A 12,752-nucleotide genomic window follows, 5' to 3' on the forward strand; every position below is an offset into this window, starting at 1 on the left:
TTGGGGTCATTCATCCAGTTGCGTCGGGGCGTATAATGCAGCAGCGGCCGCCACTGCGGGGTGGTGGCCTGTAACGGGGCAGGCTGCTGCTGTGGGCCAGTAGCCTGCACCGCTGTCGACTCAGGCAGATGGTCATTAATATCATTCATACAGTCCACCGTATCATTTCTGTCCGCATGGTATAGAGGGCTTCCCTTCAGAATATCGGTGGCGCATGGATGGTTGCCGCATAGCTGTCATGGTGGGGCTGGGCAGGGCGCGATCCCTTGGTTACAGGATCTCTTACGCATGTATGCATATCCCGGCCATCAAGGGCGTATCGACGTTGGAACGGTTGTGAGCAGTCGTCCATTGTAACTGCACTGGCAGACGGAACGGGCGACGGATGGCCTATGCGATCGTGTCAGATTCATGCTGTCAGACCATGAAATTCAGGTATGGCCCGATATTATCCTCGCTGGCGTATGGAACTCCGTAACAGTTTTGAACCCGCAATGCCGCCGATACATATGTTCACGCTTTTACCTGCCTGAACAGCCAGTCCCGTGCTGCCTTGATATAAAAGAATTTTCGTGCGGATCCCATGTGATCGACGCCTTCAAAGGTCAGGAAGGTGATATTGGCGTCGGGGGCAAGATAGCCATTGACCTGATCGGTCAGTTTCTGCTGGCTGTCGAGCGGGAATATGAGGGCGGGATCAAGGCGTTCGGCTGGCCGGACGACCCTGCCGCCTGCCTGTTCCCAGACCGGTACGCATTTTTCATTCCACGGCGTGGCCTTGTCATCCTCCGACCCGGTAATGATCAGGACTTTCTGACCGGCAAGGGGGACAAGGTCTCCGGGCCGCTGCTGCCCCGCGATAATCAGTCCTGCCGCAAAGGTCTGCGGATGTTTTGCCATCAGCCACAGCGATGTCATGGCCCCCATGGACCAGCCGGTGCAATAAACCCGTCTGGGATCAATCTTCAGGACCTTGTCGCGCCGGTCATCCAGATTGGGATTGCCATAGTTCCATGTGTTGCCGAGAAGGGATGCGACAAGCCTGTAGGTATTCTCGACATCGGACGTATGTTCCCAGTAATCGTTCATCGTCGTGCGTTCATAGCGCGGGGTGATGACGACACATTCATGCCGGTCCTGTTCTTCTGGCAGGCTCCAGATACTGGCAATGCACTGTTCCGTCAGCGTCTGGGCACAGGTGCCATCCGGACTGGTTCCGGAATGGGTTATGGCAAGGACGAGGGGATAGGCCCTGTTTTCCCCACCTTTTTCCAGAAAGGACTTCGGCAGGTAGATGCTGTATTCAAGCCAGGCCGAACGCGTGTCATCCCACCACCAGTGATGCTGTTCCCACGCATCGACACCACGAATGACAACACTGTTCCCGCGTTGTCCCGCGTTGCTCCATACGGTTTTGCTGGCAGCGTAGATAGCGCCGTCCGTTGTCCGGACATTGCGGTCCTGTGTCAGCGCGACCCTGTCGCTGTCGGTTGTAGGCAGGCTCAGGTCCGGGTCATGCCCGAACTCCGTGATGACATACCTGCCGGTGACATTCTTCCTGTCGGGACGGAGCGCCGGTTCGTCATTGGTGTATATGGCCGCGACAGGGCGCCGCTTCGGGGCCGCCGTGGTATCGTTCTTGTCAGGTTCCTGCGGCATTCCCGCAAAAAAACCTTGGGCCGCGGGAAAGACGGACGTGGTGTATGTATCGTGTGCCAGGCTGGCAGGATCGATCGCGGCATCGTATTCTACTGCAATGCCGTAAACCTTCTGTCCGCCGCCCGTGACTTCACATAATGCGCAGATGCCCTGCAGGCCCGGCGCCCTGTGTCTGTGGGGGCCGGGACCGTCGGGGCCATCCGGCCCGCCTGCAGATGCCGCCATGAAGCCATTTCCGCCCCCTGCGGCACGGGCCGCGTGAACACCGGTCCCCATGGCGGAGACCGCACCGGCGAAAGCCGCCCCGACCGTCATGAAGTTACGTCTTGATACATCGGTCATGTGTGCTTTCTCCAGTCAGGGCAGTCAGGGCAGTCAGGGCAGTCAGGGCAGTCAGGGCAGTCAGGGCAGTCAGGGCAGTCAGGGCAGTCAGGGTCAGGAAACTTTGCGGTTGCCATGGCAACGTGCAACGGCGTTGTTATCGGGTAGATCCTGCATGGCAGGGATTGCAGCCGTCGCCGGGCCGGGCGGCCTGTTTCTGTCACAATCCCCATGCATGATATCGTCCCGGCTGCTCCATGTCGCCGGACGATGCGCAGGGTTGCTGAATATACGGCGCATGCGCTCCCCTGCAGGCATCACCCTGTTCATTGAAATGACGGCGACGGTTTGATGCAGGCCGTACGGACCAGTGACAACACCATCAGGGGATGTGTCTGCAAAGGAACCATCTTCCCTGTGTATCCGTTGACTTGTGGCCAAAGCAATGTGTGACAGGTGATGGTGTTTGTTCTTCATCATCGGGAGGTCCTCATGTCCTGTTCTACAAACATGAAGTGGTTGTATCTGGCTGTAATGATCTGCAGTTTCCCCCTGACGGCGCATGCACAGTTTGCAACGCCCCGCTCCTCTCCCGGGAAACCGGTCACTACCACTCCGCCTGTGCATGACCAGAATGGGTCAGGCACAGGAACGTCGGAACGGCAGCATATGAAAACCCATAAAAAACATGAACAATATCCTTCAGGCCAGTCATCGACAGGACCGGAACCGGTAACGGGGGATCAGAACAGAACGGAACAGGCTGCCCCCATGCAGTAAATCCACGAATATGGCCTGTGTGGCTGTATGCTTGGGGTAACGGACTGCGGTCTGTTGCCTCAGGCCGCAATCCCGCAGTACCGGGCCAAAAGGAAGCATGCACTGCCGGATCCTTATGGTATATGGCGGGGCCGGGGACGTTATGCCGGGACATAAAGGGGCATGGAATCCTCCCACAGGCTGTCCGTCAGTATCCGCTTGTGGCTACCATCGGCATTCATGATGAAGATCTGACCGTAAGGCTGGAATGTATTGTCATACAGGGCGGCTTCATCACGGAAGCCATACATGCCACTTGACCACATGATCCGCCCGTCGGCCGTCCACACGGCATGGCCGTCATTGGCGCCACTGGTGGTCAGTCGTTTCAGTCCGGTTCCGTCGGGGCGGATGGTGAAAATATCATAATTTTCGTCATCCACCCGGCGCGTGAACACGATCCGGCTACCATCGGGCGACCAGCCGGGCAGGTTGTCGTATGCGGTGGTCAGCACGCGTGTCTGCCGGGTCTGCAGGTCCAGTATGCGCAGGCCCATGTTGTTTTCGCCCCATACCCGATACACAACCTGCCTGCCATCAGCGGAATAGCTGGGAAAACCGGAATGTATGGTGCCATCGGTCAGGGGTTCGACCGCGCTGCCGTCGCGGCGCATGCGCATGACCGTTGCCTTGCCCGTGCGCCGTGCCTGGAACCACTGGCCCAGCCCGAAGGCAATCCACTGCCCGTCGGGCGACCATGCGGGGGCAAACGCCCCGGCCATGCCGTGGCCCACCTGTGTCGGGTTGAGGGCTGTGCGGGAGACATCAAATATGCGTTTCCGGTCAGATCCGTCCGGGTTCATGGTGGCGATGGAGGAATTGAGCGCCTTTTCCGTCAGCACCAGCCTGCCATCACATGACAGGCCGGGAAAGACATCCGTATGCCGGTAATCCCGCTGCGGGTCCCAGCTGTAAAGCTGCCGGTTCTGGGTAAAGGGGCGGAAACTGACCTTTTCATAGATGACTGTCCGGCCATCGGGTGACCATGCGGGGGAACGCAGCGTCCGGTGTACGCTGGCGATGCCAGTAGTGTAGGCCAGTCCCTCATCCGGGCCGCCCTTGCGATGATACCCGATGATTTCCGCCGTCACGAACTGGGGAAAGACCTTCAGGCCCGGGCCGGACGTGTGCTGGACCCGTTCCCCACTGGTGATATCGACGGACACGATCTGGGAAACTACGGATGCCACCCCTTCGGGTCGCCTGGCACCCCATGTGCTTTCGGTCAGCATTTCATAAAACACCACCCGTCGGCCATCCGGTGACCATTTGGGGGAGCCAAGGCAGTAATCGGGGCGGGTGGCGATACGGCGGAAACCCCGGCCATCCACACCGATTATGTAGATGCTGAGTTCCTGCGTGTGTTCCCAGCCCCGGCCATTGTCATGGCCGCGCCATTGGGTGTTGCGGTCGGACGAAAACGCCAGCCACCTGCCATCGGGCGACCATGCGGGGCGGAAGAAACAGTCTGGTCCCTGCCGATCGCCCTGCACGCGGGCCGCTCCGGTCAGGTTACGTACCCTGCCCGTGCGAAGGTCCATGACCCAGATATTCGCACGGTATCCATCGCGCGTGGAAACGAAGGCCAGGCGCGTGCCATCGGGTGACAGGACGCCCGTATCGTCCACTGATGGATGGCGGATCAGGGGCATAACGTCGGTTCCGTCCAGACGGGCGCGGAAGATGTCTGCCTGTCCCAACCCGTTACGTTCCGATGTAAAGAGGACGGACTGTCCATCCGGGGCAAAAGACGCATGGTAATCAAGGCCATTTCCCGGCAGGAATGGCCGTTCATCACTTCCGTCCGCGTTGGCAAGGTAAAGCTGTGATGCTGATGGCCCGATGCGGTTCATCAGCATCACCCCCTTCGGGCGGGGAGCCGCCATGGCACCTGCGGGCAGCAGGAGTGTCGCCCCCAGCATCTTCAACATATTCCGACGGTTCATGAAGGCTTCCCCTGTCTTTTGGACGTTACAGATCCGGTGCATTCTTCGGGTATCCATCTTTTCTGGCGGGTCATTTAATGGACGGCATGGACGTCAGGGTGGCTGCGTTGCGCCCCGTGCGGGTCAAGGGGCAAGGCGATGCGCACACGCAGGCCGGATGGCTGGTTGTGGTGAAAGGTCAGCGTACCCTGATGGCGTTGTACGATATCGTGAATGATCGACAGGCCCAGCCCCAGCCCGCCATCCGTGCTGCGGGCCGGGTCCAGCCGGGCAAAGGGAAGCAGCACGATATCGTGCATTTCGGGCGGGATGCCCGGACCGTTATCCGCGACCTCGATAATGGCCACGTTGCCATTCCGTCTTGTGTCAACCTGCACCAGACTGCCAAATTTGCAGGCATTGTCGATCAGGTTATTGACCATGCGGGCCACGGCAACGGGCTGGCACAGGCAGGTCAGGCCCAGATCACCCTGATAGATCACATTCCGGCCAATGGCTTCGAATTCCGCGCACACGCTTTCCACCAGCGCACCGATATCAACCCGTTCCGCCGGTTCCGTGTCGCCCTGGCCCTTCAGGAACGACAGCGCCCCGTTCAGCATCCGGTTCATGAGCCATAAATCGTTGCGCAGGGCGGCGGGAGTTGCATCGGGGCCGCCCATTTCGATCCGCATGGACAGTCGGGTCAGCGGCGTGCGCAGGTCGTGGCCGATCGCCATTAGCATGCGGGTGCGCTCTTCGGTGGCGGCCGCGATCCGGGCCTGCATGCGGTTGAACGCCCGGGCGACGCGACGCAGTTCCACAGGTCCCTGTTCGGTCAGTGGTTCGGGGGTGATCTCGTGGCCAAAGGTGTCCGCCTTGTTTGCCAGTACCTTCAGCGGGCGGTTGATGCGCCACAGGCTCCATAGTGACAGGGTGCCCATTATGACCAGCAGCGACAGGAACGACACGATCAGCGGCAGCGTCGTGCGCATGAGTTGCGGCAGGTGGTGATTGATCCCGTTATGGGCGGTAATGAAGATACCTTCGCGTGGCATGTCGACATGGGTGGAGGTCATGCCGCTTGAATCGGCAGCACAGGTCGATTCGGTTATGACAGCGCTCCGGTTGTCCGGCTGTGCCTTGAGGATGCGCCGCAACAGGACCGAAAAATGCTCGGTCGGGATCCGCGCGCAGGGGAAGGGGCCTGTGGTCTGGAACCGTGCGTCCGGCATGGACATGCCGCGTGCAATGGCTTCGCGCGTTTCGGGTGGGCTTGCGCGCAGGGCGTCAATCGCGGTCTCGATCGCCAGCGCGTTTGGCCATGGCCCTTCAGGCAGCGGCGGCACGGTCGGGCGCAGAGCGACGACAAGGAAAGCGACGACAAAAATGGTGACCAGCATGCTGGAAATGACGATCGCGACCATCTGCCCGTAAACCGTGCGGGGAAGCAGGGAAAAACGGTCCGTCATTGCTGTGGCATTTCCCCATTGGGATCGGTCATGCCCGGGTCGAAAACATAACCATCCCCCCGGACGGTCCGGAGCATTTCAAGCTGGCGGCCACCATGGGCCAGTTTACGGCGCAGGCGGCTGACAAGCAGATCGATGGTACGCTCCTCGACCGCGCCCGGGGCATTATAGAGCAGTTCTATAATCTGCTCCCGACCCAGCAACATCCCGGCATGATTCCAGAATAGCAGGAGAAGGTCGGTTTCGGCACCGGTCAACGTCATGCGCACGCCTTCCGTGCTGTAAAGGGCGCGTTTTTCCGGTGTGAAGATCCAGTTTCCAAATCTGTAACCGTAACCGGGTCTGCGCGCGGCATGATCGGTCGGGATGGGCGGGCGACGCATGACCGCCCGCATGCGGGCCGCAAGTTCTTCCAGGTCAAAAGGCTTGCTGATGTAGTCGTCCGCCCCAAGGTCAAGACCCGCGATCCGTTCCCGGACATCAGCCAGTGCCGTAACCATGATGATCGGGGCACGGCTTCTGTCACGGATCAGGCGGCAGATGTCATGACCACTTTCCTGCGGCAGCATAAGGTCAAGCAGGACAATATCAGGTGGTCGCTGTGCAATGATCGCCAGAACTTCGGCCGCCGTCATGGCGGATGCAACATGATAGCCCCTGTGTGACAGGAAACGTGCCAGCAGGCTGCGGATATCCATGTCGTCTTCCACAATGAGGACGGAATGATGTCCCCTGTGCGCCGGGATGCCGTCGCAACCGTGCCTGTCCGGGCGATCATTGTCTGAATACCCCGCTACCAATCCCGTGCTCCGCGTCAATCCATACAGATCTGTTTGCTGACAGGGACTATATCCACTCCCGCCGCATCGCGTAGCAAAGAGAACGGGCGACAGGCATTTATGTCAGGATTGACAAAAAACCATGCAGGTGGGTGGTTGTCACCTTGCCATGGGCTGCCAGTGAACGCACCCTGTTGCACGCGCTGTCGCATGCCGGACCATGATCCCGTGACATGGGGTGCCGCATACATATGCATGCCGGCAGATATTGTGACAGACAGACGTCATTCATTGGAAACCAGCCTGCATGCCCATTTCAACCACACAGCATCGCCGGACGCAAACGGTTGGCACGGGTGCCACGGTTGTGCGGTATTCACCACTTCTCGCCTTTATCATGGCCATGGCGACGTTCATGCAGAATCTGGATGGGGCCATCATCAATACTTCCCTTCCGGCCATGGCCCGATCCTTTGGAGTGAAAACGCTGGATCTCTCGCTGGGGGTTACGGCCTATATGCTGGCATCTGCCGCCATTTCGCCAGTTTCCGCCTGGCTGGCCATGAAATACGGCGAAAAGCGCGTGATGTGGGTGGCCATGCTGCTTTTCACGTTCTCGTCCTTCCTGTGTGGCATCGCGCATGGACTGGACGCGTTTGTATGCGCACGTATCGGGCAGGGACTGGCCGGGGCCGTCATGATGCCGGTCGGCATGTCCATCATCCTGCGCTACACGCCCAAAAGTGACCTGCTGAAAGCACAGTCGGTTACGGTCTGGCCTGCACTCAGCGCGCCCATCATCGGGCCTGTGCTTGGCGGTTACCTGACCCAGACCGTGGGATGGCGGTGGAATTTCTGGCTCAACCTGCCAGTGGGCCTGATCGCCGTATTCTGCGTGCTGCGTGTTGTGCCTGCGGAACCGCCAGAAGGGGCGCCCCGGCTGGATGTCCGGGGGTTCGGGCTATGCGCCTTCAGCCTGACATGCCTTCTGTCCGGGCTCCAGCGCTCGGCTGAAGTCGGTACGGAGCGGTTTGTGGCCCTTGGGCTGCTGGGGATCGGTGCGGTGACGGGGGGTGCCGCAATCCATCACCTGGGGCGGCATCCCACGCCCATTCTTTCCCTTGCGCCGCTGAAGCGGGCCAGCCTGCGTTATGCCGCGCTATATCCGGGGCTGATATTTCGCGCCGTATTTTCGTCGGCACCGTTCCTGCTGCCGCTGTTTTTCCAGCTTGGCTTTGGTTTTTCGCCTGCGCGCACGGGCACGTGGCTGCTGGCCTATTTTTGCGCAAATCTGGGTATCAAACCGGCTACATCGGCCATCATCCAGTGGGCTGGTTTCCGTAAAGTTTTGTTCTTGAATGGTTTCCTTGTGTGCGCTTCCCTGTTGCCCTTTGTATTCCTGACGCCAGATACGCCCGCCATCCTGCTTGGCCTGTCGCTTGCCTTTGCCGGTATGACCCGATCCCTGCAACTGACAAGCCTGTCTACTGTCGCGTTTGCTGATGTGGGTCAGGATGAACGTGGCAGGGCCGCCAGCGTCATGTCTATTCTGGGGCAGACCGGTTCGACCGCAGGGGTTGCCATTACGGCGTTCTGTCTGACTGCTCTGGAAAGCGTATATGGCCATGCCACGGTCAGCCTGCAGGAACTTCACATCGCTTTTCTCATAACGGCGGTCTTCGTATTGGTGGGTACGCTGGGTTTTAAAAAAATGCCCGCAGATATCGGTCAGGAGGTTTCTGGCCATGGATTGCGTCAATGATTCATTGGAAAAAACAGGGGGCGCTCGCTACGGCCTCCTGTTTTCGTGCTGCCATCGGGCAGGGGACACACGCCAACTTGGGCCTGCGTGCCGGTTCGGTTCTGGGATGGCTTTTCCGGCTGTGTCTGGCTGGGGCAGAGTATATTAAGATATATCTGAAAATATATCGGAAATTATGAAACACAGAAACAGACTTGCAGGCGGTCGTAACTGTCAGACTTGCTGCTGAAAATGCTCCGGCGGGGTTAGGCTCAGGACCCATTGATTTTTGTGTGAGATTTTGATTCAGGCTCTGCTAGGAGACTGGAGATGAACGACCTGTTTTCGCTGACGGACGAACAGATGGAGCATCTGCGGCCGTTCTTTCCCAAGAGCCATGGCTGCCCTCGGGTTGATGACCGCCGAATGCTGAGCGGGATCATTTTCGTGAACCGGAATAGTCTGCGCTGGCGTGATGCGCCCCGGGAATACGGCCCACACAAGACGCTCTAGAACCGCTGGGGCGCCATGGGGATCTTCATTCGAATGATGGATGGTCTGTCTATCGAAAAAGCAGAGCCCCGGACGGTTATGATTGATGCGACGTATCTCAAGGCACACCGCACGGCTTCGAGCCTGCTGCTGGAAAAGGGGATCCGGGCGGTTACTGACAAAAATGGACGTTCGTCCTGACAGCGGGACAGATCAGTGATTATACCGGTGCCGCTGCCCTGCTGGACAGTCTTCTGCAGCACAATGAATGTCGGGCGACCAGGGCTATCACGCTGACTGGTTCAGGGATGCACTGGAAAAAAAGGAGATCAGGCCCTGCATTCCAGGACGGAGATCCCGTGGAAAACCTGTCAAATACGACAGGCAGAAATACAAACGCCGCAACCGCATCGAGATCATGCCTGGAAGGCTTAAGGACAGGCGGCGTGTCGCAACACGCCAAGACAGATGCCCAACCGTATTCTTCTCGGCCATCTGTCTCGCTGCAACCGTCATGTTCTGGCTATGCGTCCTGAGCCTAGCGCCTGATAATCCACAGAACGAATGAAAATATGATACTTGCAAGCACGCAGGTCGTAATGGGGATGTAAACAGTAAAATTCTGCCTCTGTATCAGGATGTCTCCCGGTAGCCTGCCAAGCGGCAGGCGCGAAAGCAGGGGCCAGCACAGGCCTGCCAGAAGAAGGAGCAGGCCGATGACAATCAGAATGCGGGGCATGAAAGGTTATCCCTAACTGGTCGGTCAATCTGTGTAATACAAGATGGATGTGGCTCTATCGGGATACAGTCCGACAAGAGAACTTTATACGTCAGGACAGGTTCATGACGACCATATAATGGCGATATACCGCCATTTCTACTCCTGTATCAGTGCCAGTGGATCAATGCTGGATATGTGTACTGTTATGCTGGCTGCATATGTACACGATCAGGTATCTGGACCTAAACTGTCTATATACGATATGATGCTTATTCGGAATGATCTGGATACGCAATATTCGTGGGTCTGCTCCCGGCTGACTGAAGCCTTATTGCGGTGGAATCATTTTTTTGGACGGAAATGGCAGGAATGGTCAGAAAATTGCCCTTGTGTGGTCTCCTTCTTGCAGCGACGGCACTTGACTGTCAGCTGGCTTGGGGGGCGGATCTGACGCGTACGGATCAAGGTCATAATCCAGCGATCAAGGGCCATACGGCAGCCAGGCATGCGGAAGGGGCGCGTCCTGTTGAATCCCTTTCCGTCAGTGCACGTCGTAATGTCTCGCATGGTACGGAACAGCGCATGGGCCAGAAGGTCATGCAGCAGTTCGTGGCGGGGACGAACCCCATGAAAATACTGGCGGCGCGCACGCCGGGGCTGAGCTTCAGCTCCAGCGATGCGCTGGGACTGGATGCATGGTCGAGCAGCCTGTACATGCGTGGGTTCTACTGGAATAACATCGGCATGACGCTGGACGGCATTCCGCTAAATGACCAGTCCTATGCGACGCTGAACGGCCTTAACCTGTCTCAGGCCATTATTACCAACAATATCAGTGGTATGTCCGTATCACAGGGTGGTGGTTCGGTTGACACCATGTCCACCACCAACCTTGGGGGTGCCATTCAGGTCAGCAGTGCCAATCCGTCTGACAAGATGGGTGGTGACGTCTCGCAGATGTTCGGCAGTAACGCTTCTTTCCGTACTTACGGGCGATTTGATACGGGTGCCATGAATAGCACCGGAACCAAGATGTATATCGCCTATGCCCGCTCCGATACGCATAAATGGAGGGGGTATGGTGACCAGTTGCAGCAGCAGGCAGAAGCGAAGCTGGTGCAGCCAGTAGGAAAAGACAGCAGCATTTCCGGCTTCATGAGCTGGGCAAACAACTCCCAGTGGGGTTATGTCGACCAGTCGCTTACTGAAATCAAGAACGGTGGGTGGAGTGACGATTACCTATACCCCAATTATGGCGCTGCCTATAAACAGGCCCAGAAATATGGGGGCGATGCACAGCTGTATGATGGTGGCCAGCATCAGGTCGACTACCTTGGTGGTCTGACATTCGACATGGCGATGACCAGGAACCTGCGCTGGAAAACCCTGTTCTACGGTAACAGTCAGGTGCTTTATTCCACCTATGCTGATCCCGGGCAGTCATCGCAGGTATTGCCGGGCGCGACAGAGGCTGCCCCCCTGTCCGAGCAGGTCTGGCAGTCCCACCAGGTGCGCTATGGCATGACGTCATCCATCAAATATAATATTGCGCATAATACGTTCCAGACGGGTATCTGGCTGGAAAACAACAATCAGGAAATGGGTCAGTTTTTCTATAACGAACCGTCCCTGTCCAGTGGCCTTGCACCACTCAAGACGATCGGTCCGTACAATACCTATGGCCGCGCCTTCCTCAGCCCGTATGATTTCAAGTGGACTACGGATACATTCCAGTATTTCATGTCCGATACGTATCATGTGCTGCATAACCTGGATATCCATGCCGGTTTCAAGTCCATGATCACCACGACATCGGGAGGGGCGCAGTATAATGACTCTGCCTTTACTGGTGCATCCGCGCTGGCGAATGGCAGCATGACGGCAGCGGCGGCTTTCCTGCCTCATGTCAGTGTGAACTGGCGTTTCCTGCCCGGTCATGAACTGTATTTTGACGTGGCCGAGAACATGCGTGGCTATGGTGTTCAGTCCTGGGGGTCGGCAGGGCAGGCGTCGCTGTGGGCGGTGCAGGATCAGGCGACCTTCCGTAAACTGCAGGGTTCGACACCTGCGGAACGGGACTGGGTCTATCTTGTCGGTTATCGCTTTAACGACAAATACGCCAATTTCTCGGTTGATGCATACCATGTCAACGATAACCATCGCCTGCTGGAAGTGAATGCCGGCACGCTGAACAACCCGGTCCTGTCGGTACAGCAGACTGATATTTCCATGTATGGTGTTGACGCCACGCTGACATTGCATCCGTTCCAGAGCGGGGTGATGAAGGGCCTGTCGATGTTCAACAGCATCAGCTACAATCATGCTACTTATGGTAGTAATCTTGAATCGGCTGGTCATACTTATGATGTGAATAAAAAGAATATCGTGAACTATCCAAAGTTCATGTATAAATCCAACCTGACATATGCATTCCATCGGGCGGAAGCGCATATTGACGCCAATTATTATTCCCGTCGTTATTACAGCTATACCAATGATACATCCGTGCCGGGTTACTGGCTGGTTACGATGGGGGCACGTTACCGTTTCGGAGATTACGGCCCCCTGAAAAACCTGACCCTTGATTTCAGCGTATATAACCTTACGAATACGAAATATATCTCTATGATGGGTGAAAACGGCAACCCGATGTCTGGCGATCTGTATTCCGTCGAACGCGGTGCGCCACGACAGTATTTCGGAACGATCAGCGCACATTTCTAAGCGTCGGACCGGGGCCGGGATCACCTGATGGGAATGGGGTAAGAACGTATGAACAGCCTTTCACCGCCTTCGCCAAAGGTTAAGACGGCTCCGGAGAAC

General features: G+C 57.5%; 7 protein-coding genes and 1 pseudogene. 3 read left to right on the plus strand and 5 right to left on the minus strand.

From position 1 onward, the window contains the following. Positions 1 to 513 precede the first annotated feature (513 nt). The 4 genes from MSKU9_RS16405 to MSKU9_RS16425 all read right to left on the minus strand — a co-directional run bounded on the left by MSKU9_RS16405 (position 514) and on the right by MSKU9_RS16425 (position 6,894). Positions 514 to 2,001, minus strand: coding sequence for a prolyl oligopeptidase family serine peptidase (locus MSKU9_RS16405; protein ID WP_193557722.1), 1,488 nt, complete (start codon positions 1,999 to 2,001; stop codon positions 514 to 516). Positions 2,002 to 2,900: 899 nt separating this feature from the next. Further along, the gene (locus tag MSKU9_RS16415) at positions 2,901 to 4,745 is read right to left on the minus strand and encodes a PD40 domain-containing protein (protein ID WP_141262440.1); all 1,845 of its coding nucleotides are present in this window, start codon (positions 4,743 to 4,745) and stop codon (positions 2,901 to 2,903) included. Positions 4,746 to 4,819: 74 nt separating this feature from the next. Next, complete coding sequence (locus MSKU9_RS16420) at positions 4,820 to 6,196, minus strand: ATP-binding protein (protein WP_141262441.1); 1,377 nt, start codon at positions 6,194 to 6,196, stop codon at positions 4,820 to 4,822. Then, entirely contained in the window at positions 6,193 to 6,894 is a 702-nt protein-coding gene (locus tag MSKU9_RS16425; RefSeq protein ID WP_264371859.1) for a response regulator transcription factor, read from the minus strand. The genes MSKU9_RS16420 and MSKU9_RS16425 overlap by 4 nt, the downstream gene beginning before the upstream one ends. Positions 6,895 to 7,282: 388 nt before the next feature. Between MSKU9_RS16425 and MSKU9_RS16430 the strand changes: the two genes are divergently transcribed. Together MSKU9_RS16430 and MSKU9_RS16435 are read left to right on the plus strand one after the other, a co-directional pair. Then, positions 7,283 to 8,737, plus strand: coding sequence for an MFS transporter (locus MSKU9_RS16430; RefSeq protein ID WP_227002538.1), 1,455 nt, complete (start codon positions 7,283 to 7,285; stop codon positions 8,735 to 8,737). Positions 8,738 to 9,046: 309 nt separating this feature from the next. After that, a pseudogene (locus tag MSKU9_RS16435) lies at positions 9,047 to 9,776 on the plus strand (IS5 family transposase). Here the strand turns inward: MSKU9_RS16435 and MSKU9_RS16440 are convergent. After that, positions 9,747 to 9,947, minus strand: a complete 201-nt coding sequence (locus MSKU9_RS16440) for a DUF2905 domain-containing protein (protein WP_141262442.1) — start codon at positions 9,945 to 9,947, stop codon at positions 9,747 to 9,749. The pseudogene MSKU9_RS16435 and the gene MSKU9_RS16440 sit on opposite strands and share 30 nt — an antisense overlap. Positions 9,948 to 10,511: 564 nt before the next feature. Here MSKU9_RS16440 and MSKU9_RS16445 point away from each other — a divergent pair. Next, positions 10,512 to 12,653, plus strand: coding sequence for a TonB-dependent receptor (locus MSKU9_RS16445; protein ID WP_141262443.1), 2,142 nt, complete (start codon positions 10,512 to 10,514; stop codon positions 12,651 to 12,653). The last annotated feature ends 99 nt before the right edge of the window (positions 12,654 to 12,752 follow it).

Origin of the sequence: Komagataeibacter diospyri (genome assembly GCF_006538165.1) — a bacterium.
Taxonomy (GTDB): domain Bacteria; phylum Pseudomonadota; class Alphaproteobacteria; order Acetobacterales; family Acetobacteraceae; genus Komagataeibacter; species Komagataeibacter diospyri.

Excerpts from the sequence above, each read along its gene's own strand:
- MSKU9_RS16425 (WP_264371859.1), bottom strand. The coding sequence starts at position 6,894 with ATGGATATCCGCAGCCTGCTGGCACGTTTCCTGTCACACAGGGGCTAT.
- MSKU9_RS16415 (WP_141262440.1), bottom strand. The coding sequence starts at position 4,745 with ATGAACCGTCGGAATATGTTGAAGATGCTGGGGGCGACACTCCTGCTG.
- MSKU9_RS16405 (WP_193557722.1), bottom strand. The coding sequence starts at position 2,001 with ATGACCGATGTATCAAGACGTAACTTCATGACGGTCGGGGCGGCTTTC.
- MSKU9_RS16430 (WP_227002538.1), top strand. The coding sequence starts at position 7,283 with ATGCCCATTTCAACCACACAGCATCGCCGGACGCAAACGGTTGGCACG.
- MSKU9_RS16440 (WP_141262442.1), bottom strand. The coding sequence starts at position 9,947 with ATGCCCCGCATTCTGATTGTCATCGGCCTGCTCCTTCTTCTGGCAGGC.
- MSKU9_RS16420 (WP_141262441.1), bottom strand. The coding sequence starts at position 6,196 with ATGACGGACCGTTTTTCCCTGCTTCCCCGCACGGTTTACGGGCAGATG.
- MSKU9_RS16445 (WP_141262443.1), top strand. The coding sequence starts at position 10,512 with ATGGGCCAGAAGGTCATGCAGCAGTTCGTGGCGGGGACGAACCCCATG.